Origin of the sequence: Actinomyces sp. ph3 (genome assembly GCF_000308055.1) — a bacterium.
Taxonomy (GTDB): Bacteria; Actinomycetota; Actinomycetes; order Actinomycetales; family Actinomycetaceae; genus Pauljensenia.
In genome coordinates this window covers 181,481-205,739 of the sequence record NZ_CAGY01000005.1, presented here as the reverse complement: position 1 = coordinate 205,739, position 24,259 = coordinate 181,481, and the positions used below count along the sequence as shown (strand labels likewise).

21 protein-coding genes and 3 tRNA genes are annotated in these 24,259 nt (G+C 58.1%); 1 reads left to right on the top strand and 23 read right to left on the bottom strand.

The genetic code is table 11. The features are described from left to right. Position 1: 1 nt before the first annotated feature. The 7 genes from HGAS_RS06135 to HGAS_RS06105 all read right to left on the bottom strand — a co-directional run bounded on the left by HGAS_RS06135 (position 2) and on the right by HGAS_RS06105 (position 4,499). Positions 2–958 carry an ABC transporter permease gene (locus HGAS_RS06135; RefSeq protein ID WP_019126959.1) on the bottom strand — a complete coding sequence of 319 codons (957 nt, stop codon included), beginning with the start codon at positions 956–958 and terminating at the stop codon, positions 2–4. Between the two features lie 116 nt (positions 959–1,074). Beyond that, the gene (locus HGAS_RS06130) at positions 1,075–2,649 is read right to left on the bottom strand and encodes an ABC transporter substrate-binding protein (RefSeq protein ID WP_019126958.1); all 1,575 of its coding nucleotides are present in this window, start codon (positions 2,647–2,649) and stop codon (positions 1,075–1,077) included. Between the two features lie 150 nt (positions 2,650–2,799). After that, positions 2,800–3,849 carry a sialidase family protein gene (locus HGAS_RS06125; protein WP_026066684.1) on the bottom strand — a complete coding sequence of 350 codons (1,050 nt, stop codon included), beginning with the start codon at positions 3,847–3,849 and terminating at the stop codon, positions 2,800–2,802. Positions 3,850–3,932: 83 nt separating this feature from the next. Further along, the gene (rpmG, locus tag HGAS_RS06120) at positions 3,933–4,103 is read right to left on the bottom strand and encodes a 50S ribosomal protein L33 (protein ID WP_019126956.1); all 171 of its coding nucleotides are present in this window, start codon (positions 4,101–4,103) and stop codon (positions 3,933–3,935) included. Positions 4,104–4,153: 50 nt separating this feature from the next. Beyond that, positions 4,154–4,230, bottom strand: a tRNA-Met gene (locus tag HGAS_RS06115). Between the two features lie 29 nt (positions 4,231–4,259). Next, positions 4,260–4,332, bottom strand: a tRNA-Thr gene (locus HGAS_RS06110). A gap of 85 nt (positions 4,333–4,417) precedes the next feature. After that, positions 4,418–4,499: transfer RNA gene (locus HGAS_RS06105), tRNA-Tyr, on the bottom strand. A gap of 103 nt (positions 4,500–4,602) precedes the next feature. Between HGAS_RS06105 and HGAS_RS06100 the strand changes: the two genes are divergently transcribed. Further along, entirely contained in the window at positions 4,603–5,106 is a 504-nt protein-coding gene (locus HGAS_RS06100) for a YajQ family cyclic di-GMP-binding protein (RefSeq protein ID WP_026066683.1), read from the top strand. Positions 5,107–5,240: 134 nt separating this feature from the next. Here the strand turns inward: HGAS_RS06100 and htpX are convergent, their stop codons facing one another. The 16 genes from htpX to HGAS_RS06020 all read right to left on the bottom strand — a co-directional run bounded on the left by htpX (position 5,241) and on the right by HGAS_RS06020 (position 24,250). Then, positions 5,241–6,122 (bottom strand): zinc metalloprotease HtpX, encoded by an 882-nt coding sequence (gene htpX / locus HGAS_RS06095; RefSeq protein ID WP_019126955.1) that lies wholly within the window; start codon positions 6,120–6,122, stop codon positions 5,241–5,243. Between the two features lie 21 nt (positions 6,123–6,143). Beyond that, positions 6,144–7,646 (bottom strand): FAD-dependent oxidoreductase, encoded by a 1,503-nt coding sequence (locus tag HGAS_RS06090; RefSeq protein ID WP_019126954.1) that lies wholly within the window; start codon positions 7,644–7,646, stop codon positions 6,144–6,146. Positions 7,647–7,766: 120 nt separating this feature from the next. Further along, entirely contained in the window at positions 7,767–8,777 is a 1,011-nt protein-coding gene (locus tag HGAS_RS06085; RefSeq protein ID WP_009408612.1) for a polyprenyl synthetase family protein, read from the bottom strand. Next, a complete protein-coding gene (gene nuoN / locus HGAS_RS06080) occupies positions 8,774–10,345 on the bottom strand; it encodes an NADH-quinone oxidoreductase subunit NuoN (RefSeq protein WP_019126953.1) in 1,572 nt (523 codons plus the stop codon). Before nuoN ends, HGAS_RS06085 begins: the two co-directional genes overlap by 4 nt. After that, on the bottom strand, positions 10,342–11,880 hold the full coding sequence (locus HGAS_RS06075) for an NADH-quinone oxidoreductase subunit M (RefSeq protein ID WP_026066682.1): 1,539 nt from the start codon (positions 11,878–11,880) through the stop codon (positions 10,342–10,344). The genes nuoN and HGAS_RS06075 overlap by 4 nt, the downstream gene beginning before the upstream one ends. Positions 11,881–11,909: 29 nt before the next feature. Beyond that, positions 11,910–13,886, bottom strand: a complete 1,977-nt coding sequence (gene nuoL, locus HGAS_RS06070) for an NADH-quinone oxidoreductase subunit L (RefSeq protein ID WP_019126951.1) — start codon at positions 13,884–13,886, stop codon at positions 11,910–11,912. A 13-nt stretch (positions 13,887–13,899) separates the two neighbouring features. Next, positions 13,900–14,199: an NADH-quinone oxidoreductase subunit NuoK gene (gene nuoK / locus HGAS_RS06065; protein WP_009408608.1), complete on the bottom strand. Its 300-nt coding sequence runs from the start codon at positions 14,197–14,199 to the stop codon at positions 13,900–13,902. Further along, complete coding sequence (locus tag HGAS_RS06060; protein ID WP_019126950.1) at positions 14,196–15,143, bottom strand: NADH-quinone oxidoreductase subunit J; 948 nt, start codon at positions 15,141–15,143, stop codon at positions 14,196–14,198. The genes nuoK and HGAS_RS06060 overlap by 4 nt, the downstream gene beginning before the upstream one ends. Continuing rightward, positions 15,140–15,799: an NADH-quinone oxidoreductase subunit NuoI gene (gene nuoI / locus HGAS_RS06055; RefSeq protein WP_019126949.1), complete on the bottom strand. Its 660-nt coding sequence runs from the start codon at positions 15,797–15,799 to the stop codon at positions 15,140–15,142. The genes HGAS_RS06060 and nuoI overlap by 4 nt, the downstream gene beginning before the upstream one ends. Further along, positions 15,792–17,114, bottom strand: coding sequence for an NADH-quinone oxidoreductase subunit NuoH (gene nuoH / locus HGAS_RS06050; RefSeq protein WP_019126948.1), 1,323 nt, complete (start codon positions 17,112–17,114; stop codon positions 15,792–15,794). The genes nuoI and nuoH overlap by 8 nt, the downstream gene beginning before the upstream one ends. After that, a complete protein-coding gene (locus HGAS_RS06045) occupies positions 17,111–19,675 on the bottom strand; it encodes an NADH-quinone oxidoreductase subunit G (protein ID WP_019126947.1) in 2,565 nt (854 codons plus the stop codon). The genes nuoH and HGAS_RS06045 overlap by 4 nt, the downstream gene beginning before the upstream one ends. Continuing rightward, positions 19,672–20,967 (bottom strand): NADH-quinone oxidoreductase subunit NuoF, encoded by a 1,296-nt coding sequence (gene nuoF / locus HGAS_RS06040; protein WP_019126946.1) that lies wholly within the window; start codon positions 20,965–20,967, stop codon positions 19,672–19,674. The genes HGAS_RS06045 and nuoF overlap by 4 nt, the downstream gene beginning before the upstream one ends. Beyond that, positions 20,960–21,658 carry an NADH-quinone oxidoreductase subunit NuoE gene (nuoE, locus tag HGAS_RS06035; RefSeq protein WP_009408602.1) on the bottom strand — a complete coding sequence of 233 codons (699 nt, stop codon included), beginning with the start codon at positions 21,656–21,658 and terminating at the stop codon, positions 20,960–20,962. Before nuoE ends, nuoF begins: the two co-directional genes overlap by 8 nt. After that, complete coding sequence (locus tag HGAS_RS06030; RefSeq protein WP_019126944.1) at positions 21,655–23,004, bottom strand: NADH-quinone oxidoreductase subunit D; 1,350 nt, start codon at positions 23,002–23,004, stop codon at positions 21,655–21,657. Before HGAS_RS06030 ends, nuoE begins: the two co-directional genes overlap by 4 nt. Then, positions 23,004–23,699: an NADH-quinone oxidoreductase subunit C gene (locus tag HGAS_RS06025; protein ID WP_019126943.1), complete on the bottom strand. Its 696-nt coding sequence runs from the start codon at positions 23,697–23,699 to the stop codon at positions 23,004–23,006. The genes HGAS_RS06030 and HGAS_RS06025 overlap by 1 nt, the downstream gene beginning before the upstream one ends. Beyond that, a complete protein-coding gene (locus HGAS_RS06020) occupies positions 23,696–24,250 on the bottom strand; it encodes an NADH-quinone oxidoreductase subunit B (protein WP_009408599.1) in 555 nt (184 codons plus the stop codon). The genes HGAS_RS06025 and HGAS_RS06020 overlap by 4 nt, the downstream gene beginning before the upstream one ends. Between the last annotated feature and the right edge of the window lie 9 nt (positions 24,251–24,259).

Sequence of the window (24,259 nt, the reverse complement as noted above, 5' to 3'; positions counted from 1 at the left end):
CTCACACCGACCTGATACGCGGATTGATGAGCAGGTAGAGCATGTCAACGAGGATGTTGACGATGATGAAGGCGATTGCGACAACCAATGCGCCGCCCTGCACCAGGGCGACAGCATTGTCTTGGATACCCTTCAGGAGCACCAGCTTGCCCATTCCATCAATGGCGAAGATGATTTCAATAACAACCGCACCACCCATGAGGTAGCCAATGCGAAGACCAAGGACGGTCACGGGGGTGATCAGCGCATTACGCAGAACGTTACGCGCGACGACAACGGTCTTTGGAATACCCGCACCGATTGCAGTTCGGACGTAGTCACGGTCCAATTCTTCAACCATCGAGGTACGAACGACACGTGTCATCTGACCGATGACGGGAACCGCCAGTGCGATAGCCGGAAGAATCATCCGGAGGAACCAACTCGATGGGTCATCGCTGAAAGCAGGAACGTCACCCGACACGGGGATCGAGGTACCGACGAATTGCAGGACCAGCAACGCTGCCAGCCAGAAGGAGGGAGTACCAATCGAAACGACCGAGATCACACGGATCAACTTATCGGGCCAACGATCACGGTAGAGCGCGGCGATGACTCCGAGGGGGAAGGAAATAAGAACGGCAATGATCAGACCGAGGAATGTCAGCTGCAGGGTGAGAGGAAGAGCCTTGGCAATCTCGTCGCTGACGCGATAGCCGGTACCGACACCGTATGTTCCAAGGTCACCGTGGAGCATCCCCCACAGGTAGAGGCCGTATTGAACGAAGAAGGGCTCATTGAGGTGGTGCTGAATGCGGTATTCCTCAAGAGCATCAGGGGCTGCGGTCTCACCGAGCGCCGAGTAGGCGGGATCAATGGGAGACAGCCACATAATTGAGAAGACTAGGAAGGATACACCGACCACCATGATCGGCAACCACACTAGTCGTCGCGCGAGAAGACGCAGAAGGTTATTCACTGCTAGACCTCCATGTCAAGCGGAATTGGGCAAAGAAAGGGAGGGGTGGGGTCCCACTGTGGCTAGAGCCTCAGGGCGAGCATCCCACCCCTCCTTTCTGTGAAGCCTCGAAGGGCTTACTTTGCGCTTACTCCAAGCAGCTGCAGGCTGGTGGCGGAAATTGCCTTGAAGCCATCGACCTTCTTGGGGTTAGATGCGGTAATCATGTTGCGGAAGGCGAGCGGGTAGATCACGCTCTGCTCGGCGAGCAGATCCTGAGCTTCTCCCCACTTTTCCTTAGCCGCAGAACCTTCAAGCTGGACAGCCTCATCCATGATGGTCTGCAGCTTCTTGAAGGACTCGGGATCCGAGACCTGCCAGCCGTTACGCTTCTTGGTCCACACGTTGTCGCCATTCCACCAAGAAATGATGATGCCGGGATCAACACCGAAGACCGAGGGGTCACCGGGGGCGATGACAATGTCGTAGTCGGGCTTGTCAACATCGGTGACGGTCGAGTACAGAGCCGAAGAAGCCATCTGCTGGTGGTTGACCTTCAGGCCCAGTGCTTCAAGATCAGACTTGACCTGAGGAACCAGTGCCAGGATCCACGGGTGGTCCGTGGTGACCAGGTTAATTTCCTTACCGGAGACTCCGGCTTCGTCAAGTGCCTTCTTAGCTGCATCCTTGTTGTAGGACAGGTCGGTTGCAGGCTTCTTGTAGGCCGGGTTTGCTTCGGGCAGGAAGGACTTAGCTTCCACAGCCTGACTACGGAGAGCGGCAGAAACGAGCTTCTGCTTGTCGATGGCCTTGAGGAATGCGCGACGCACCTCGGGCTTGTCGAAGGGAGCCTTCTGAGTGTTGAACATCATGAAGGGGTTGCCGTAGCCGGGCTTGGAATCAACGGTCCAGTTCGCAGCCTTGAGCTTATCCGCTGCATCTGCAGGAACTGCTTCCATGATGTCGATGCTGCCACCGAGAGCAGCGGAAAGACGAGGCGAATCATCCTTGAGGACGCTCCACTTGAGGGTGGCTGCCTTTGCGGGGATCTTGCCGTTGTAGTGTTCGTTGGGAACAGCGGTGACCTCAGTGGCCGAGATGTTATCGAACTTGTAGGGACCAGAGCCGATCGGCTTGGACTTCAGTTCGTCTGCGCTCATGCTTGAAGGAACCACTCGAACGTTAACGAAACGTTCCTTCAGTGCAGCGAAGGGGTGCTTCAGGGTGATGGTGACAGTCTTGTCATCCTTCGCTTCGACAGAATCGACGAAGGTGAAGAACTGACGGTAGATCGACTTTTCATCGGTGGTGCGCTCATAGGAGCTCACAACGTCTGCAGCCTTGACATCCGTGCCGTCGGAGAACTTCGCTCCGTCACGCAGAGTGATTTCGTACTTGGTGTCGGAAACCTTGACGGGATCTCCGGCAGCAAGTGCGGGGGTGACTGAGTAGTCGGACATATCGAAGCGGTACAGGCCTTCGAGGACCTGCCAGTCCGCGCCGATGCCCAGTGCTGAGGTGGTGATCGGGCCGTAGTCAGTGGTCTCGTAGGCGGAACCAACGGTGATGGTGCCCTTGGGTGCGCCTGAGTCTGAACTACTGCTGCTGCTGGTTGATGTTGAAGTGGACGATCCGCCGCCGCATGCGGTCAGGACCATGGTTGCCGCTGCTGCCATTGCAGCACCGGTTGCGAAGTGCTTGCGCATACGCATATTCTCGCTCCTCATCTTCGAGAAATGGGATGTGCGGGCCGTTTATCACGTCCGCTGATGCAAGCATATGTTGTCTGACAAATTCCCGCAAGATATTCAGATAACAATTTCATACACCCCTTGAGATCTGCCCCACACAGCACAAAAACTCTAGGGCAGAAGCTCGCACCTAGGAACCACGGCCTCCCACAGTCCACGGTCCCGTTCAAACACAAGAACAACCTTGTCACCACGAACGCAGACGTCGCTATACCCAAACTCTCCCCCACCCAAGGCAGCAACGGCCTCGGCGCGCACATTTCCTTCCCAAGGAGGAGTCAAGCGCACAACAGTTCCTCCACTACGTGAACTGAGTGAATGCGGGTGAATAAAGAAGTCGGCGAGCTGTTTTGCATTGCATCCCGGGTCCTCGCAATCCCATAACTGACCGCCACTCCAGCTGCGCCCATCCCCCCATGCAAGGTAACGAGCTCCCGAGCCTCGGCCTTCAAATCCTTGCAAACGACAATTGGCAACAAGCCGTCCATCCCAAAGCGCCAGCGTCGTCTCATCAAGAAGAACACCCCTCGGACCAACTAGGGGATCAGAAAGCCACTGAATCTCGCCGCCGCGTACGGCAACCACCTGCACATGAGTGCGATCACCCACTCGCACAACATAGGGAAGAAGAACCGCCCCCTGCCACGTCACAGTCGAGCCCGAGGTTGCGAAGAGTGCATCAGCCCCCGTGCGAGAGTACAACTCATCCGTAATATCACGCGCCTGCAGGTCCTCCGGGCCGCTCCCCCACGCAAGAATCGCCTGAAGGCGTTCACCATCGGCACGCGAATCCATGTATCCCACTCGACCACGAGTCGAAGCGCAGGCCAGGTGAAGAAGACCGTCACCATCGATCCCCACACACGCATCAGAGGTAATCGCAGGAAGGGCAGGAGGAAGATCGCGCGGCGTACTCCACTTTGACGCATTTTCATCTTCGGCTGGAAGAGTGCACTCCACCCAACGAATTCGATTCGGGTTGGGAAGGTCCGAGGCCATCGTCAGCCCATTAAAATCCGAGCCATTTCCCGAGGCCGGGGCTGGCCGCTCGTCATAAAAGAGAAGCAAGCGTCCGCTGGGAAGCGTCACGAGGGCAGGAATGCGGGCCTCGCCCCTATCCAGTGGGGCAACAATCTGACGACAATCCACGCGGGCACTCATGGGGACCACACTAGCGGAAAAATGGAAACAGATAACAAAAATCCCCGAGGAGCTTGCGTTCCTCGGGGTTTAGCGCGACGCCGTCAGCGGGTCTCGCGGTGAAGCGTAGACTTGCGGCAACGCGGGCAGTACTTCTGCAGTTCAAGACGATCCGGCGTGTTACGACGGTTCTTCTTGGTGATGTAGTTGCGCTCCTTGCACTCCGAGCATGCCAGAGTGATCTTGGGGCGAACGTCCTGAGACTTGCTTGCCACGGTGATTCCCCTTTTGCTGTTGCTTATGTCGGCGTGCGACTCTGTTGGTCTGGTAGCGGGGGCGGGGCTCGAACCCGCGACCTCACGATTATGAGTCGTGCGCTCTGACCAGCTGAGCTACCCCGCCGCAGCGGCTGCGGTCGAAACCGCGACCTGAGCCCCGAAAGGGAATCGAACCCTTGACCTTCTCCTTACCATGGAGACGCTCTGCCGACTGAGCTATCGGGGCAACGCCGAGAAGCCTAACTCATAACCGAACTGCGAAGCAATTCCTGTCAGTGAGAATGACATCACAACGAGTCTCTACGAGACTGTGGCAGGTGAGGGATTCGAACCCCCGAAGCACGAAGCGTCTGATTTACAGTCAGATCCATTTGGCCGCTCTGGAAACCTGCCATGCGTCGAAAAAATCGGTGCTGTGGAAGAATAGCAGAATGAACGGGTCGCGCGCCAATCAGAGCGACCCAAGTGCGCCATAGAGCACAAAGAGAGGATGGTCATGGCCGATTCATCATTTGACATTGTTTCCAAATTAGACCGCCAGGAAGTCGACAATGCGGTCAATCAAGCCGCAAAAGAAGTATCAACGCGCTACGACTTCCGCGGCGTTGACGCCTCGATCCGCCTGAGCGGAGACGCAATCGAGATGGAAGCCAACACTCCCGAACGCGTCATGGCCATCGTTGATGTTCTTCAAACCAAGCTCATTCGCCGAGGAGTATCCCTGAAAGCTCTTGATCTCAAGGATCGCGAGCCGAAGGCATCGGGCAAGATCTACCGCCTAGTTGCACCCCTGCGTGAAGGAATTGAACAGGACGTTGCGAAGAAAATCACAAAACTGATCCGCGATGAAGGACCCAAGGGAGTCAAAGCGCAGATCCAGGGTGATGAAATTCGCGTCTCTTCAAAGTCTCGTGATGATCTCCAAGCAGTCATCGCACTGCTCAAGGGCCCCTCGGGAGAAAAACTTGAGGTCGCACTTCAGTTCGTAAACTACCGCTGACTCAGATCGACTGACAGCAACACTGTGGGGGCATCTAGCGCTGCTAGATGCCCCCACAGGTTATTCATAAGTTCTGGATGATCACGTTTGACTTCAAGGTTCTCACGCGTCTGTCCTTAGAAGTCAGCCACTTCCTAGTAGCCCGCGATGTGCTCAAGGCGCGCAATACGCTGATCCATCGGAGGGTGAGTCGAAAAGAGATTACGCAAGCCCTTTCCTCTGAAAGGATTCGCAATCATCATTGCTGAGACATTCTGAGTCTGCGGCGTCGCCTGAAGAGGATACTGAGCATTTCCCGACTCAAGCTTTTTCAGTGCCGAGGCCAAGGCCAGCGGATCTTCAGTCAGGTAGGCGCCGTCCTCATCTGCATCGTATTCGCGAGTCCTCGAAAGAGAGAACTGGATCAGTGTGGCCGCAAAAGGAGCGAGAAGCGCTAGCAGGATGCCGCCAATTGCAGAAAGAACTCCGCCTTCGCGATTATCACGACTTCCACCACCGAAGTACAAGATGAATTGGGCGATAGAGGTCATGATACTTGCCATCGCTGCCGCGACGGAGGATGTCAGGATATCGCGGTTGTAGACGTGCATCAGCTCATGCCCAAGGACTCCGCGAAGCTCGCGTTCGTTGAGCAGGTGCAAAATACCCTCGGTGCAGCACACCGCTGCGTGCGAAGGGTTACGCCCCGTGGCAAAAGCATTCGGCGTCATTGTGGGAGCCACCCAAAGCGTCGGCATTGGTTGACCAGCTTTTTGTGACAGCTCGCGAACAATCCGATACATCGCAGGCTGTTGCGCCTCAGTTACCTGATAGGCATTCATCGAACGCAAAGCCATAGTCGTAGAGTTCCAATAGGACCAGACGATTTGGATGAGCCCGATCCCGGCGAAGATGAAAATCCACATGGACTGCCGCGTTCCAAGGGCAATGGCATAGCCAATTGCCAGGAGCAGAGCCCACATCCCGCCCAAAAGCACGGTGGTCTTCAGGCCATTGTGATAGTGACGCGTATGCATAACGCCTCCTTAGTGACCGTCTCAGGCGCGAGTCGGCCCCGAGTAGTCCTCAAAACGCTCGGGGGCGGAAGGAACACCCATCTCCCCCATTTCGCCGATCAGGTCCTTGTGAACCTCATCCTTTCCCTGGGAAATATCGGTCATCGCGCGACGTGACACGACCTTTACGCGCTCGCGCGTTCCACGGCCACCGGGAACCTCGCCGAACTGCTCGCCCAGCGCGGCCTCGTAGGCATCAAGAAGCTCCCAGCCCTCCCAGGTCGTGAACTCAACGCCACGCTCGCGCAGCAGCGCAACCATGGCCTCGTGACCAACCTCGGAAGAAGTCGCATGCAGGCGACCGGCCTCGGCGTCCTCAACCAGGTGCGAAATCGTCTGCTGAGCATCGGACTTCGTCGAGCCAATGAGGCCAACGGGACCGCGCTTAATCCAGCCGGTTGCATAGATACCCGGAATCACCGGGGCATCTTCGTTCTTCGTCGTATCAGAATCAATCACGCGGCCCTCGACGTTGGGAACAACACCCGCGCGCTTATCGAAGGGCAGACCGGGGACCGGCGAGGAGTAGTAGCCAATCGCGCGGTAGACAGCCTGGACGGGCCAGGTGGAAATGACACCGGTTCCACGTACGGATCCATCGCCCGTCAGCTCGGTGCGCTCGGTGCGGATCGCGCTGACATTGCCATTCTCATCGGCGAGGATCTCGACCGGAGATTGGAAAAGGTGGATATGGATGCGACGCGAAGCCGTGTGAGACTCCGGATCCTCCATCGCGTAGTTCGTCAGAGTTTTGACAACCTGGCGCTGCTGGTTCGAGGCGCGCAGGGCTTCTTCGGAACCTTCATCAAAGTCGAAGTCATCCTCGGAAACAATGATGTCAACATCGGGAACATGCCCCAGTTCGCGCAGTTCCAGCGGTGTGAACTTCACCTGGGCGGGGCCACGACGACCAAAGACATGAACGTCAGTAATAGGGTTTTCGGCAAGGCCCTTTGCAACGTTTTCCGGGATCTCGGTCACGAGCATGTCTTCCGCGTGCTTGGCCAAAACACGGGAAACATCCAGAGCAACATTTCCCACGCCCAAAACGGCCACGGATTTCGCTTCCAGCGGCCAGGTGCGCGGGTAGTCCGGGTGACCGTCATACCAAGAGACAAAATCAGCAGCACCGTAGGACTGAGGCAGATCAACACCGGGGATATTCAGCGGGGCATCGCGGTCAGCACCGGTTGCGATGATGATCGCGTCGTAGTGCGCATGCAAGTCATCGATAGTGACGTCGCGGCCAATCTCAACATTGCCCAAAAGACGAATATCACCGCGCTGCAGGATCTTGTACAGGGCGACAATGATCTGCTTGATTCGCGGGTGATCGGGAGCAACACCGTAGCGGACCAGACCATAGGGGGCGGGAAGGCGTTCAAATAGGTCGATATTCACGTCCAAACCGGATTTGGACAAAATATCCGATGCATAGATGCCAGCAGGTCCAGCGCCGATGACGGCGACGTTGTAGGTGCTCACTCGTATCCTCTTCTCTGGCCGCCAAGGAAGGCGACCCTAATCCTGTCCCAATCCTACAATTAGACGACCTGCAGGGCAGCTGAGAAGGTCAGGGCACGCCTCAAGAGGGGTGCGGCGCAATCAGGCGACGCGATCCACCATCAGGTGGGCAAAAGAGATCAGAGCCTGCTTGGCTTCCCCATCGGGAAGGTCGGCAATGCATTCAAGAGAGCTATCGCACCACTGACGAGCAAGCTCCCGTGTCTGCGACACAACGTCATGCTCACGCAGGCGTTCAACCAGCGCAGCCAAAGCCTGATCGGAGGAAAGATCTCCACCCAGCATGGACAAAATCTTCTGCCCCTCGGGGTCCAGATTGCCATTTGACTGCGCGCGGCGAAGAAGAAGCACGGGAAGAGTATCCACGCCTTCGCGAAGATCAGTTCCCGGGGTCTTCCCCGAAGCGCCGGCCTCGGGCCCCAAATCAATGACATCGTCGGCGATCTGGAAGGCGACTCCCAAACGCTCACCAAACTGAGTGAGGGCATCAATTGTCGCCTGATCCGCACCCGCGTGCATCGCACCGAATGCCGCTGCAGAAGCCACCAGAGAACCGGTCTTATCAGCCAGCACCTGGATGTAGAACTTCAGCGGGTCATCCCCGTCCTGGGGGCCGAAGGTTTCATTGAGCTGCCCCATGCACAGGCGCTCGAAAGTGATGGCGTGGTAGCGAACCGTTTCATCACCCAAAGTGGCAATCATGGCCGATGCACGTGCAAAGAGGATGTCTCCTGCAAGAATCGCGCGGTTATTGCCCCACAGATGTTGAGCCGATGGAACCCCCCTGCGGGTGGGCGCAGAATCCATGACATCGTCGTGGTAGAGCGAGGCCAAGTGCGTGAGCTCGATACCCGTTGCTGCCGTGAGGACTTCGTTGCTCAACGCGCGTTCGGGATCACCAAACTGCGCGGCAACCAAGGTCAGCAGGGGGCGCATACGCTTACCACCGGCCTGGGCTAGGTGAGACGTCAATTCTGTAACCAGGTCCCGAGAGTGGGACACGGCCTGGCGCAAACGGTCCTCAACGGCCTCGAGGCCCGGAAGAATTCGGGCCTCGAGATCAGGAACGTGTAAGTCGATTACGGCGCTCACGGGAGAAGCACAACCACCTGATTGAGTAGAGACAGAACCGGACTCGGGAAGAGTCCCAGTGCAATCGTACCCACAGCACACACGGTAATGGCAACACCTGTGAAACCTTCGGAGCGAACAACCGCAACGTCTTCACGCGGCTCCGAGAAGAACATCACGCGAACCAGACGGAAGTAGTAGAAGGCGGTGACCGCCGAGCATGCCAACGCAAGGGCGACAAGCCAGGCATTTCCAGCTGCGAAAGCATCCGAGAAAACGACGAACTTCGCAATGAAACCGCCGGTGAAGGGGATGCCCGCGAAAGACAGCAGGAAGATTAGCATTGCCGAGGCCAGGGCCGGGTTGGTCTTTCCAAGTCCCGCCCAGCGACGCAGGTCCGTCACTTCCCCACCGATGGTGTCCTGATCGTCGCGCGAACGCACCAGGGTAATAACCCCGAAAGCACCGATGGTTGCAACCGCATAGGCCAGAACGTAGAAGAGAACGTGTCCGGCAGAGTAGCGCAGCAGCGAGATCACACCCATGAGGATGAAGCCCGCGTGGGCGATCGAGGAATAGGCAAGCATGCGCTTGACATCCATCTGGACGACACCGGCGAAGGTGCCCACCAGCATGGTCAAGATGATGACAACAACCATGATCGGGATGAGGCTCCACTGCAGGGGTGCTGCCACAACCTGGAAGAAGCGAAGCATCGCACCAAAGGCTGCGAGCTTAACCGCGGCGGCCATGAAGCCGGTAACGGGAGTCGGCGCGCCTGTGTAGACATCAGGAGTCCACGCGTGGAAGGGAGCAGCACCGACCTTGAAAAGCAGGCCGACCATGACCATGACCGTGCCCATGAGCAGAAGAATCTGCATTCCAGCGGTCTGAGCCGTGGGAGTCGCCGCGTTGGAGATCAGCAGCGAACCTGAGTAACCGTAAAGGAAGGCCGAACCCATGAGCATAAAGCCAGAGGAGAAGGCACCCAAGATGAAGTACTTCAGGGCAGCTTCCTGCGAGAGCTGACGGCGACGACGTGCCGTTGCGGCCAGGATGTACAGCGGCAAAGACATGACTTCCAGAGCCACGAAGAGCGCGATGTAGGAGTTCGCCGCCGGGAAGATCATCATGCCGCCGGTGGAGAAGAGCACCAGAGCAAACATTTCCGAACGCTGGTAACCCTTTGAATCGGAACGCTCTTCATCGGAGGAACCGGGACGATCCGAAGGCTGGCCGGCAAAGGCACCGTCTCCGGCCTCGGAACGATCGGCAATAACCAGAACCGCGAAGAAAGCGATCAGGACCAAGATTCCCTGAGCTGCAACCGTCAAAGGATCCTCAATGTACTCCCCCAGGGACTGAGGGGATCCAAGAACGGCAGCCCAACGCATCACCAGAGCGACTGCGGAAGCGATCAGCGCGACGACGGCAATTCCGAAGACCGAGGCACGGCGTGCACGTACCGGCACGAAGGACTCGGCCAGTACCGCAAGGATGCCTCCGCAGAGAACGCACAGAACCGGCGCGAGCGCGGCCCACGAAATCTCGGGAACCGTAAAGTTAACGGCCGTTGCAACAGAATTCACTGTGCGCTCCCTTCACTCAGAGTTGCGGTCGCTGCGGTGAGGAGATGTGAGCCCTCATCGGCGATGGGTGCCAGAGCAGAAACCAGAGGCGCCGCCCAAATACCCAGAACAAGCATTGCAATGACCAGCGGGGTCATAACGGTCTTTTCACGCCCGTTCAGATCAGCAATATGCTTCTTATCCTCTCGCGGAGGACCGGTGAAGACTCGCTGGTAGGGCATGAGCATGTACAGCGCGGCCAAGACCACTCCCAGCACCGCAAAGAGTGCAAGAAGGGTCGAAACCTTCCACGTGCCCATAAGAACCAAATACTCGGGGACGAAGCCCGAGAGGCCGGGAAGCGCAATCGAGGCCAAGCCAGAGAAGAGCCACAGGCCAGCTAGGACGGGGCTCACGCGCTGCATACCGCCGTATTGGCGCATGTCTTGGGTTCCGCCTCGCCTCGACAGCCAGCCGGACAGCAGGAACATCGCGGCGATTGAGACACCGTGGGCAACCATGTAGACCATGGCGCCGGTCAGCGCGATCTGCGAGCCGATGAAAATGCCCAGAACCATGAAGCCAAAGTGCGAAACCGAGGTGTAGGAAACCAGGCGCATGATGTCGTTTTGGCCGATGGCAGCCAAACCGCCCCAGAGGATTGACAGGACAGCGAATCCACAGATCCACCACTGCAGGCTTGCGGCTCCCAGCGGGAACAGACGCAGGCACAGGGTGATCATGCCGAATGTACCGACCTTATCCAGGATGCCGACAAGCAGCACCGAAGTGCCCGGACGGGCATTTTCAGCGGTGTCGGGCAGCCAGGTGTGAAGGGGAACCATTGGCGCCTTGATCGCAAAGGCGATGAAGAAGGTTAGGAACAGGCCGATCTGGATTCCCACGGGAAGACCAACAGTTCCGGACGAGAGAGTATCGATCATGAAGAGCGTGTCGCCACGGCGAGCAGCCAGTGCCCAAATAGCGACCAAGCCGCCGAGCATGACCAGACCGCCAGCCAGCGAGAAGAGCAAGAACTTCATTGCTGCACGCTGACGCGCCTTCTTTTCACCAACTCCGTAACGTCCAATCATCACGAAGAGCGGAACCAGCATCCCTTCGAATGCCAGGTAGAAGAGCAGGACATCCGAAGCGGCGAAGATCAGAACCATGAAGGATTCCAAGAACAGAACCCAACCGAGGTAAGCACCGGTACGAGAGGGGTCCTCGTCCTCATTCCATCCGGCCACGACGACCAGGGGAACCAAGGCGACGGCCAGAAGGATCATCACCAAGCCAAGAGCATTCACGGCCAGCGCCCAACTCAGGCCAATCTGAGGAATCCAGGAATAGGCCTCGGAAAGCTGGTAGGTGGAGGAATGCGACCAGTCGAATGCAACCGCAGCAACGATGGCCACGACCAGCTCACACAGCGAGAGAATGAGTGCGAAGGCACGCCCCGCTTGACGCAGGGATGGAATCGCCAGAAGAAGCACGGCACCCAGTGCGGGAAGTGCAACAAGAATCGACAGCCACGGTAGTGGCGCGCTGAGCATTTGAGACATCTGCATAGATCCTTACTTCCTCACAGCGAAAATGCCAGGACAGCGGCAAGGGCACACACGACCCCGCCAAGAATGTAAGAGGCGTAGGTACGCACGCGACCGGACTGAGTGAAACCAACCGCTCGGCCGGTACCGGTGGATGCCGCTTCAACCAAGTGGACAACGCCGTCGATCGCCTTGTCATCACCAAGGGTTGCGGTCTTCACCAGGGCGATACCCGGAGTCATGAAGAGCGCTTCATTAACGGTGTCTTGGTACAGGTCAACGCGGGCAGCACGCGTGAGCGCATTGCCTGCCGGGATGGCGGTGGGAACCTCACGGCGACCGTACATGTTCCAGGCAATTGCTGCGCCGGCGAGCACCAGAAGCAAAGTGACAATCTGGATGGCAATTTCAGGAGCAACCGGGTGAGCGTGCTCAGCAACGCCAAGCGAAGGCTCAAGCCAGGTCGTGAAGACATCGCCAATCGATAGAAGGCCACCGACCACAGCAGCGCAGACCGCCAAGATCACCATCGGGATGGTCATCAGCGGACCCGACTCATGCGGGTGGACACCATTACCTTCGGCCTCGGTGGTCCAACGAGCAGTGCCGTGGAAGGTCATGAAGAACAGTCGCGACATGTAGAAGGCGGTAATACCAGCGCCAACCATGGTGACGATGCCGAAGACCCAACCTGCCCAGACGGCCTCGTGACCGGCGAAGGTGGTCGCACCGAATGCTGCTTCGATGATCTTGTCCTTGGAGAAGAATCCCGAGAAGGGAGGAATACCAAGGATTGCCAACCAGCCACAGGCGAAGGTCAGCCAGGTGACCTTCATGGCGGTGCGCAGAGCACCGAAGCGACGCATATTGACCTGGTCATTCATTCCGTGCATGACGGAACCCGCACCAAGGAACATGAGTGCCTTGAAGAAACCGTGAGTGAAGAGGTGGAAAATCGCGAAGACCCAACCGATGGGGCCAAGGCCCGCACCCAGCATCATGTAGCCGATCTGGCTCATGGTCGAGGCCGCAAGAACCTTCTTCATATCGTCCTTGGCACAACCAACAATCGCGCCAAAGAGCAGCGTGATTGCACCGACGATGACAACCGCGGTAGCAGCGATAGGTGATGCCTGGAAGATCGCACCCGAACGAACAATCAGGTAGACACCGGCGGTAACCATCGTTGCCGCGTGGATAAGCGCGGACACCGGGGTCGGACCGGCCATTGCGTCACCCAACCAAGCCTGCAGGGGGAACTGCGCCGACTTACCGCAAGCGCCCACCAGCAGGAAGAAACCAATGATGGTTGCTTGAACGGGAGAAACCGTGGCGGCCGCTGCGTTCACTTCCTCGATGTTGACGGTCGAGAAGTTAGCGACCATCGCCATCATCGCAATGAGCAGGCCCATGTCACCGACGCGGTTCATCACGAATGCCTTCTTCGCAGCAACCGCATTGGCGGGAACGTAGTTCCAGAAACCGATGAGCAGGTACGAGGCCAAGCCCACGCCTTCCCATCCGACGAAGAGACCCGCGTAGGAGTCTGCAAGCACCAGGATGAGCATGGCGGCAATGAAGAGGTTGAGGTAGGCGAAGAAACGGCGACGCGCATCGTCATGAGCCATGTAGGCGATGGCGTAGACGTGGATAAGCGAACCGACGAAGGTGACCAGCATGACGAAGGTCATCGACAGAGGATCGATCATCAAGCCGAAGTTCACCGAGAACTCGCCCGCGGGAATCCACGAGAAAAGTGGGAGTTCAAAGCGGCGCGTATCGGGGGCTGCGGAGAGCATGGCGATAATGACGCCGAGTCCAACAGCGAAGGATGCCCACGATGCCAGAGTTGCCAGGAGATGGCCCCAGCGATCGGAGCGGCGTCCGCATACAAGGAGGAGCGCACTGGAAACGGCGGGGATCGCAATCATGAGCCATGCCAGGGAAATGATTCCCGTGGGCTGGCCAGGAGCTGCGACCTGTGCCGCGGTGCTGAAAAGTGTCAATGTCATTCCGGCTTACTCCTCAGTTCTTCAGCAGATCGAGGTCGTCAACGTTTGTAGTGACGCGTGACTTAAAGATGGACACGACGATTGCCAGGCCGACAACAACTTCCGCGGCAGCAACGACCATGACGAAGAAGGCCATGATTTCGCCACTAACATTTCCGTGGATTCGTGCGAAGGTCACGAAGGCAAGGTTCGCGGAGTTAAGCATGAGCTCGACTCCCATGAGGGAGATCACCGCACTGCGACGGACCAAAACAATGGCTGCTCCGATCGCGAAGAGGATCCCCGAGAGCACCAAGTAGGCTGCAAGGCTCATTCTTCTTCCTTCCCTTCATCAGCGGTCTGGGGAGCCTGCGGCTGCTTCAGACCAGTGGGAGCTGCGGCACCCGGCATACCCCATGCCTGAGAACGCTCGTGAGTGCTGGGGTGAGCCGGATCGAAGATCGTGTGGTCGAGGGAGCCGCCCTTGGCCAATGCCAGCGACTGCGCAACCTCAGGCTCAACCTGACCAACAACGCGATCCAAGCCACGCACACGCAGAACCCTGGGAACCGAGTCTTCGACAGGTTCGTGGGTTTCACCCGAAAGTGCGGGAACATCAACCGCGTTGGAGTGGGCGTACACGCCGGGGGCCGGGAGCTGTCCAATTCGACGTCCCGAGGCCTTGAAGGCGCGCATCTTCGCTTCTGCTGTCGTGCGCTGGGTGAGTACCGGACCGAGCTGATCGGAGTGAGTGAGTAGCATCGCGCCGATTGCTGCGGTAATCAGCAGAATTCCCGCGAGCTCCATTGAGAACCAGTAGCGCGAGAACAGCGTTGCCGCCAAGTCGGTGATCGGTGCGTTCGAGTAGGGATCGTCACTGAGCGAGGCCGAGCTTCCCGCGGTGCGCGAGCGAGCAATTGCGCCGATGAGGATCGCGCCCAGGCCAAGGGCCATCAGCACCGAGGTGACGATGCGTCCACGCGATTGACGCGCGTAGTTATCAGAGGCGCTCAAGCCGATCATCATGATGACGAAGAGGAAGAGAACCATGATTGCGCCGGTGTAGACGACAACTTGGACCGTGCCCAAGAATGCTGCCCCGTGCATGAGGTACAAGATCGCAAGGCCGAGCATGACTCCGACCATGCAGATCGCACAGTAAACGGCCTTCTTGAAAAAGAGGACGCCCAGGGCGCATGCGACCATGAAGACCGCCACGCAGCCAAAGAGGATCGCCTCCCCCGTCGATGCCATTTCAGGCCAATTCATTAAGGTCATGCCTGACGCGCCTCCTCATTGACGGGACGGGCAGTTGCAAGGGAGGGATCATCTGGACGATGCTCGCGTACCCAATCAATCTGAGTTTGTGTGGGGCCCTGTACCGCGCCGCGGTAGTAGTCACCATCGCTAAAGCCTTCCACCTGCGGGTGCGGAGGCTGAAGCATTCCCTCTGAGAGCGGAACCAGAAGCTGGTCCTTCTCATAGATGTCATCAGCGCGGCGATACTCGGCAAGCTCGAAATCGTGACCCATGGTCAGGGCGCGAGTCGGGCAAGCCTCGATGCAGAATCCGCAGAAAATGCAGCGCAAGTAGTTGATCTGGTAGACGCGACCGTAGCGTTCACCGGGGCTGTACTGTTCCTCGGGAGTATTCGATGCGGCCTCGACGTAGATGGCGTCCGCGGGGCATGCCCATGCACAAAGTTCACAACCCACACACTTTTCCAAGCCATCCGCGTAGCGGTTGAGCTGGTGACGTCCGTGGAAACGAGGCTCGACGAAGGGGCCCTCGAAGGGGTACTGCTCGGTCACGGTCGGGCGGAAGAAGGAGGACAGGGTCACTCCATAGCCCGCGAAGGGAGCGAAGAACTGACCGATCGGCCCCTTCGGATCCTGCTCGTAACGCAGATTCTGGCTGTCGTTCTGATCAGTCATTCGTCTCCTCCAATGCGGCAGCAGTGACCACGCGGTTTGCGCGCGGCGAGGGCGGTAGCTGTTGTCCCGGAAGCGGAGGTACCGGGAAGCCATCCGCCATGGGATCAAAGTTCGCCAAGCGCTCTTGCTTCTCAGCTTGCGCAAGAGCTTCCTTACGAGCATCACGCGAATCTGCGAACCACATGACGATCAATGCAATAACGAAAATTCCAGCAACGCCACCGATCAGCTGCGGCAGGGTCAAAGACACCCACTGGGTAATTGCCCGAATAATGGCAACCATGACCAGCCAGGCCAGCGAGATCGGGATCAGTCGCTTCCAGCCCAGCTGCATGAACTGGTCGTAACGGAAACGCAGCAGGGTGCTTCGGGTCCAGATCATGAGGAGCATGAAGAACCACATCTTGAGGAAGAACCACAAGATTCCGAACCAGCCGCCATTGAGGAACTCAATGTGCGAGAGGGGCCAGGGGGCGTGCCAGCCGCCAAAGAACATGGTCGTCGCCACCGCTGAAACGTTGAACATGTTGACGTATTCAGACAGGTAGAACCAACCGAATTTCATTGAGGAGTACTCGGTCATGTGACCGGCGACCAATTCGCCTTCGGCCTCGGGAAGGTCGAAGGGAAGACGGTTAACTTCACCGACCATGGAGATCAGGTAGATCACGAAGGCGGGTGCCAGGGGCAGGAACCACCAGGTCTGCGCCTGCGAGGCCACGATCTGCGAGGTCGACATCGAGCCGGCCATCAAGAACACCGCAACCAGCGACATTCCCATGGAAAGCTCATAGGAGATCACCTGTGCCGAGGAACGAACCGCGCCGTAGAGGGGAAGCGTCGAGGACGCGGACCAACCACCCAGCACAATGCCGTACAGACCCAGCGAAGAAATCGCTAGAACGTACAGGGCAGCGACCGGCATATCCGCCAGCTGCAGCGGTGTGGAGTGACCGAAGATCGAAACATTCGGTCCCATGGGGATCACGGCGAAGATCGAGAATGCTGCAAATGCCGAGATCGAGGGCGCAAGCAGATAAATGAACTTATCGGCCTTACGCGTCCACATGTCTTCCTTGAAGAGCAGCTTCACGGCGTCAGCGATTGCTTGGAACAAGCCGAAGGGACCGGCAACATTCGGGCCGGGCCTGGTCTGCATGCGTCCGATCGTTCGACGTTCAACCCACAGGGCGAGCAGAACGTTGAGAATCAGGAAAACGATGATGAAAACGGCCTTGAGGACTGTCAACCACCAGGTTTCCTGCGTAAAGTCCGCAGCGGTGTACGTGGGAACATCCAGGGGGATCAGGTTCATCGGGCCACCTCCCCCTTTGCGCTCAAGGTGACAGAAGAACCGAAGTTCCCCAATGATTCGTGGACGATAGATCCCTGGGAGCACTCGGGCACCCAGACAACCCCGTCGGGAAGATCAGCAAATTGCAGGGGAAGCGTAACGCTTCCGCGCTGGGTACTGAGCGTGAGTTCCTCGCCCTCGTCAATGCCGAGGCCCGCGACAGTTGCGCGCGAGGCGAAGACGACTGGACGTCGTGCGCTTCCCGCCAGCATGCTTGCGCCGTCTTGCAGACGACCTGCGTCAAGCATCGGCTTGTGGGTGGCAAGAAGCGCCTCGCCCTGGCCGACCTCAACCAATTCCGAGGCCTTCGCCGGAACGAATTCTTCACGCTGACCGTTCCACTGCATGAGCGGATTCACTTGGTCGTACAGACCCACGAGGTCGTGCAGACCAAGATCCACGCCAAACTCACTGGCGAGCGCATCGAAGACCAGTCGATCGGTCTGTGAACGCGAGGCGATGGCCTGGCCGAAGGGACGCAGGCGACCTTCCCAGTTGATGAAGGTTCCGTTCTTTTCCAGCGGAGGTGCGACCGGCAAGATCACATCTGCACGATCGGTCACCTCACTGCGACGAACCTCAAGGCTCACCAAGAAATCAACCTGATCAAGCGCCTTTCGTGCGGCAGCCGGATCATCGAAGTCACGAAGGTCAACGCCACCGACAACCAGTGCCTTAACGCGACCATCAGCTGCAGCTTCCAACATCTGCGTGGCATCAAGACCGCGCTGAGCGGGAATCTCTCCCCATGCCAAAGACTCGCGAGCCTCTTGAGAGGCAAGCGCACGGCCGAAAGGCAGAAGACCGGGAAGAAGACCGGCTTCCACTCCACCGCGCTCACCGGCGCGGCGAGGGACCCACTGAATACGGCAGTGAGTGCGCTCTGCCAGTCGAACAACTTCACTGAGCAGACCCGGCGTTCGGCTTGCGCGCTCGCCAACCAGGATCACTCCCCCGTCAAGACGCGAGGCAAGATCAGCGAACTCACCACCCTCGCGGATCTCAGCGGCAACCTCGACCTCGGTTCCGGGAGCGCAACGGAGCAGCTCTCCAGAAAGCTTGGCGAGGCCTCGGGAAGTCATCGGAGCCAAAGAAGCAACGCGGAGCTTGCCCTTGCGAGTGGCCTTGCGCATCCGCAGGAAGATCGCACCACACTCATCCTCGGGTTCGAGTCCAACCAGGAGGACCTGGCCGGCGTTCTCAAGCTGCGAGTAGGTGACACCCAATCCGCTACCTGCGACGTGGGCAGCAAGGAATGAACGTTCCTCTTCACTGTGGCTGCGCGAACGCATATCGATGGAATCGGATCCAACAACGGAACGCGCAAACTTCGACCATGCCCAAGCATCTTCGAAGCTCAGGCGGCCACCGGGAAGAAAACCAACCTGGTCACCGGAAAGGCCGGCAAGCGCACGATGGACACGGTCCAAGGCATCCGACCACGAGGTCGGAACTAGCTGGCCGTTCTCGCGAACGAAAGGAGTGTTGAGGCGCTGGACACCGGACCACTTAAATGCGAAGCGATCCTTGTCAGTGATCCACTCTTCGTTGACCTCGGGATCATTTCCAGCCAGACGACGCAGAACTTCGCCGCGGCGAATATCCACGCGGATCGCACTACCGGAAGCATCGTGCTCGGTTACCGAAGCGGTAGATACCAAGTCGAAGGGGCGTGCGCGGAAGCGGTAATCATTCGAGGTCAGAGCACCAACCGGGCAGATCTGGATGATATTTCCCGAGAAGTACGAGGCGAATGCGCGGCCCGAAACATCACGATCATTGGGGGCAAGATCGCCTTCATTGAGGGAGCCGATAATGCCTTCTTGACCGTAAGGTCCGGAAATTCCCGCCTTGACATTGTCCTTTGCCTGCGGGTTGAAGTAATCCAAGACCGCGGTATCAAAGGAGCCAACCTGCTCACCCATGAAGTGATGGTGCTCGGTCGGCGCGGTGCCACCGCCTCGTCCCTGAAGATCAAGGAAGGGGTCGCCCGCAATTTCCTTACCGAAGCGCACGCAGCGCTGGCACAGGATGCAACGCTCGCGGTCCAGAAGAATCTGCGAGGTGAGCTTCAAAGGCTTGCGATACGTGCGCTTTGCATCGATGAAGCGCGAGCTCTCGCGGCCTTCGCTCATCGCTTGGTTCTGCAGGGGGCATTCGCCGCCCTTGTCGCAGATTGGGCAATCAAGCGGGTGGTTGATCAGCAGGAATTCCATCACGCCTTCCTGGGCGCGACGGGCAACCTCGGAGGTGTGCTGAGTCTTGACCACCATGCCTGGGGTGACAGTCTGAGCACATGAAGGCTGAGGCTTGGGCATGAATCGCAGCTCGCCGGTGTTGCGATCGGGCATTCCAACCTCAACAAGACACTGGCGGCACGCGGCGACGGGCTCAAGCAGCGGGTGATCACAGAAACGCGGGATACGAATTCCGGCCTGCTCGGCCGCACGGATCACCAGGGTGCCTGCGGGAACGTCCAATTCGACGTCGTCGATTGTGACCTTCACTAGGTTCTCGCTCATCGAACTCCTCCCTTGGCAAAGTTGCTCGAGGCCTCGTAGGGGAACAATTCGCGCGCGGGCGTGGTCAGCCCGGCCTCGAATTCTTCGCGGAACTTCTTAATTCCCGACATGATCGGGGTTGCTGCCGCATCGCCCAGAGCACAGAAGCTTCGGCCAAAAATGTTGTGTGCGATCTCGTCCAGAAGATCGATATCGCCTTCCTGGCCCTTACCTGCTTCCAGGCGGAGCATGATCTGCTTGAGCCAGTAGGTTCCTTCACGACAGGGCGTGCACTTACCGCAGGATTCGTGCTGGTAGAACTCAATCCAACGGGTAATGACACGAACCACAGAGGTCGTTTCATCGAAGACCTGCAATGCACGGGTACCCAGCATCGAACCGGCGGCGCCAACAGATTCGTAATCCAGAGGCGTGTCCAGTTCGGCTTCGGTGAAGATCGGGGTCGAAGAACCACCGGGAGTCCAGAACTTCAGCTGGTGTCCTTCGCGAATACCGCCGGCAAGCTCAATGAGCTCACGCATGGTGATTCCGAAGGGAGCCTCGAATTGGCCCGGATTCTTCACGTGACCTGAGATTGAGAACAGACCGTGTCCCTTGGACTTTTCCGTTCCCATCGAGGAGTACCACTGTGCGGAGTGCTGGAAGATTCCGGTCACCTGGCTGATCGACTCGACGTTATTAATAACAGTCGGACGCGCATACAAACCTGCGACAGCGGGGAATGGAGGCTTCAGACGCGGGTGGCCTCGGTAGCCTTCCAGAGAATCCAGAAGAGCAGTTTCTTCACCACAGATGTACGCACCCGCACCTGCGTGAGCGGTGATGCGAAGATCACCCAGCAGGCCGGCCTCGGTTGCTTCCTTAACTGCAGCCATCAGGCGGCGGTAGACGTGAACGACTTCGCCGCGAAGGTAGACAAATGCGTGGTGGCAATTGATGGCACGCGAGGTGATCGCAATACCTTCAATCAGCACATGGGGATTTGCCATAATCGTCGGGATATCCTTACAGGTTCCCGGTTCCGATTCATCGGCATTAACCACGAGATAACGAGGCAAACCGTCATCGGGCGGAAGGAACGACCACTTGAGGCCCGTGGGGAATCCAGCACCACCACGGCCTCGCAAGCCAGAGGCCTTAACGGTCTCAACGATCTCGGCGGGCTCCATGGTGTTGGCCTTCTTGAGTCCCTCATAGCCGCCACGGCTCAGGTAGGACTCCAAAGTCCACGAGCGATCGCTTCCCCATCCGCGGGTCAGAATCGGGGTCAGGGCCACGGTTGTTTCACTCACCGTCCTTCTCCTTTCCTTCTTCCGCAGGAACGTCAGCCGGAGCGCTCCAGCCGCGTTCTTCGGCGATCCTCAGTCCCAGCGTCGAGGCCTCGCCGGCGCTGGGTCCTTCGTTCTCGTGTCCGTCAAGGAAGCCGGCAAGGACGTGCTCGGTTTCCTTGAAGGTCGGCAGCACAGCACTTCCGCGGGTGGGGTGCAAGGGCTTACCGGCCTCGATGTCATCAATGAGGGCGCATGCGGATTCGGGGGTCTGGTTGTCGAAGAACTCCCAGTTCACCATGACAACGGGAGCGTAATCGCAGGCCGCGTTGCATTCGAGGCGCTCAAGGGTGATGGTTCCGGCCTCGTTGGTTTCGTCGGTTCCGACACCAACCTTTTCGCTGACGGCCTCCCAGATTTCATCGCCACCCATGACGGCGCACAGAGCATTGGTGCACACACCCACGAGGTATTCACCCGTGGGGTGACGCTTGTACTGGGTATAGAAGGTCGCAACTGCAGAAACTTCTGCGCGAGTGATACCCAGAAGTTCAGCGCATAGTGCGATTCCGTTTGCACTCACATAGCCGTCTTCAGACTGGACTAGGTGAAGCATGGGAAGCAGTGCGGAACGAGCGTGGCCCTGGGGGTAGCGCGCGATGATTTCGCGTGCCTCACCTGCAAGGCGCTCATAGGTTTCCACGGGATAGCTCATCGATCAACGCCTCCCAGAACGGGGTCGAGAGTGGCCAGCGAGACAACGACATCGGCCAGCTGGCCGCCTTCCGTCATCATGGCCAGAGACTGCAGATTTGCGAATGAAGGGTCACGGAAGTGCGCGCGGAAGGGACGAGTTCCACCGTCAGAAACCAGGTGGACACCCAAAATGCCCTTTGCGTGCTCAACGGTCTGGTAGACCTGGCCGGCGGGGACCCTAAATCCTTCGGTGACCAGCTTGAAGTGGTGGATCAGGGATTCCATTGAAGTTCCCATGACCTTCGCAATGTGTTCGGCTGAGTTACCCTGGCCGTCCGTTGCAACTGAAAGCTGTGCGGGCCACTTGATATGCGGGTCGGCAACCATGACGGGCTGGCCTTCAGTTGCCTCCAAGCGGCGAAGGACCTGCTCGACAATACGCAGCGACTGGTAGCACTCATCGAAACGCACGCGAACACGGTTGTAGGCGTCGTTCGAGTCATAGGTGGGAACGTCGAATTCGAAATTCTCGTAACCGCAGTAAGGCTGATCCTTACGAAGGTCTTGGGGCAAGCCGGCTGCTCGCAGGGACGGACCGGTCAAGCCCAGGGCCATCATTGCTGACAGCGGCATGTAACCAACACCAATGAAGCGCTGTTTAAAGATCGGGTTTGCCAGAACCAGGTCCTGGAGCTCACCGATATCGTTTCGCACCTTCGGAAGCTTTTCGCGGATGTACGGGACCATACCGCTGGGCAGGTCCTGAACCACACCACCGGGACGGATGTATGCGTGGTTCATACGCAGACCGGTAATGCGCTCGAAGATTCGCAGAATCTCTTCACGTCCCCTGAAGGCAATAGTCATCATGGTCGTCGCGCCAAGCTCGTTACCGCCGGTACCGATTGCAACGATGTGCGAGGCGATGCGGTTGACTTCCATCATCAGGATACGAATGAGGTTTGCGCGTTCCGGCACATCATTCGTGATCCCCAGGAGCTTCTCAACGGCCAGGCAGTAACCCACTTCCTGGAAGAAGGGAGCCACGTAGTCCATACGAGTGCACAGCGTGACGCCCTGGGTCCACGTGCGGTATTCCATGGTCTTTTCGATACCGGTGTGAAGGTAGCCCGTGTCAACGCGAGTTTCGCGAACGGTTTCACCATCCAGCTCGAGGATCAGGCGAAGAACGCCGTGGGTTGAGGGGTGGACAGGACCCATGTTGAGCACGATGCGCTCATGGTTGATGCGCTCGATCTCAGCGATAACGTCGTTCCAGTCTCCGCCCTGGGCAAGAACCTCGGGAACCTCGTCAATGTCCAGGCCTGCACTTGATGCTGCAGCGTGAAGTGAAGGAGTAGTCATTAGTTGTACGACCTCCGAGTGTCGGCAGGTGCGTTGACTGCACCCTTGAATTCCACGGGAATACCACCCAGGGGGTAGTCCTTACGCTGCGGGTGACCTACCCAGTCATCAGGCATAGCGGTTCGTGTCAGCGAGTGATGCCCATCAAAAACAATTCCCATGAGGTCCCATGTTTCGCGTTCCTGCCAGTCGTTCGCCGGGTAAATATCGACGATCGAGGGAATGTGCGGATCCGAATCCGGGCAGGTCACTTCCAGACGGATCATGCGATTGTGCGTGATCGACATGAAGGGGTAGATCGCGTGGAGTTCACGGCCTTGATCTTCGGGGTAGTTCACGCCGTTAGTTCCCAGGCACATCTCGAAACGCAGATCCTGATCATCACGCAGGTAGCGCGCGACGCGGCGGATGTGCTCACGCGGGATGAAGATGCTGAGTTCACCGTGTTCAACGACGACCTTCTCAATGACATCCGCAACTGCCAGCCCATCGGCGGCAATCAATTCCTCGAGGATGTCAACGATCTGATCGAAGTACGAACCATAGGGCCGCACTGCTGCGGGCGCAGTGCGCGCAACAGTTACTTGCTGCGAGAAGCCCGTGGTATCGCCCTGATCCGGAGCTCCGAACAGACCCTGACGGGTTTTGATGACCTCGGGCTGCTCGGCACCGAAACGATTAATTTCTTCGCTCATGCCAGCAATCCCTTCAAATCGTGAGTCGGGGTCGCAGCAAGTGCTGCTGCTTCAGCCTTGCGAGCAATTTCGCGACGGTGTGCGCCCAGCGGTTCACTTCCGATCTGCTCACGCAGTGTAAGGATTGCGTGAATCAAGGCCTCGGGACGAGGCGGGCAGCCGGGAAGGTACACATCGACGGGAACAATGTGGTCGCATCCCTGAACGACGGCGTAGTTGTTGAACATACCGCCCGAAGATGCGCAGGCACCCATGGAGATGACCCACTTGGGATCGGCCATTGAGTCATAGACGCGGCGCACGATGGGAGCCATCTTGTGGGAAACACGTCCGGAGACAATCATGAGGTCGGAGTGACGCGGCGATGCGCGGAAAACTTCCAAACCGAAACGCGACATGTCGAAACGGGGAGTTCCGGCTGCCATCATTTCAATTGCGCAGCACGCCAAGCCCATGGTGACTGGCCACTGGCTGTGCTTTCGAGCAAGACCGAGGATCTTCTCCATGCTTGCCAGGGCAATGCCTGCAGGCAGGCTTTCTTCAATTCCCATTGTTTTCCT

Excerpts from the sequence above, each read along its gene's own strand:
- nuoH (WP_019126948.1), bottom strand. The coding sequence starts at position 17,114 with ATGAACCTGATCCCCCTGGATGTTCCCACGTACACCGCTGCGGACTTT.
- HGAS_RS06075 (WP_026066682.1), bottom strand. The coding sequence starts at position 11,880 with ATGCTCAGCGCGCCACTACCGTGGCTGTCGATTCTTGTTGCACTTCCC.
- HGAS_RS06045 (WP_019126947.1), bottom strand. The coding sequence starts at position 19,675 with ATGAGCGAGAACCTAGTGAAGGTCACAATCGACGACGTCGAATTGGAC.
- nuoI (WP_019126949.1), bottom strand. The coding sequence starts at position 15,799 with ATGACTGATCAGAACGACAGCCAGAATCTGCGTTACGAGCAGGATCCG.
- HGAS_RS06125 (WP_026066684.1), bottom strand. The coding sequence starts at position 3,849 with ATGAGTGCCCGCGTGGATTGTCGTCAGATTGTTGCCCCACTGGATAGG.
- HGAS_RS06130 (WP_019126958.1), bottom strand. The coding sequence starts at position 2,649 with ATGCGTATGCGCAAGCACTTCGCAACCGGTGCTGCAATGGCAGCAGCG.
- HGAS_RS06100 (WP_026066683.1), top strand. The coding sequence starts at position 4,603 with ATGGCCGATTCATCATTTGACATTGTTTCCAAATTAGACCGCCAGGAA.
- HGAS_RS06060 (WP_019126950.1), bottom strand. The coding sequence starts at position 15,143 with ATGACCTTAATGAATTGGCCTGAAATGGCATCGACGGGGGAGGCGATC.
- htpX (WP_019126955.1), bottom strand. The coding sequence starts at position 6,122 with ATGCATACGCGTCACTATCACAATGGCCTGAAGACCACCGTGCTTTTG.
- HGAS_RS06020 (WP_009408599.1), bottom strand. The coding sequence starts at position 24,250 with ATGGGAATTGAAGAAAGCCTGCCTGCAGGCATTGCCCTGGCAAGCATG.
- nuoL (WP_019126951.1), bottom strand. The coding sequence starts at position 13,886 with ATGACATTGACACTTTTCAGCACCGCGGCACAGGTCGCAGCTCCTGGC.
- nuoE (WP_009408602.1), bottom strand. The coding sequence starts at position 21,658 with ATGAGCTATCCCGTGGAAACCTATGAGCGCCTTGCAGGTGAGGCACGC.
- HGAS_RS06030 (WP_019126944.1), bottom strand. The coding sequence starts at position 23,004 with ATGACTACTCCTTCACTTCACGCTGCAGCATCAAGTGCAGGCCTGGAC.
- nuoK (WP_009408608.1), bottom strand. The coding sequence starts at position 14,199 with ATGAGCCTTGCAGCCTACTTGGTGCTCTCGGGGATCCTCTTCGCGATC.
- HGAS_RS06025 (WP_019126943.1), bottom strand. The coding sequence starts at position 23,699 with ATGAGCGAAGAAATTAATCGTTTCGGTGCCGAGCAGCCCGAGGTCATC.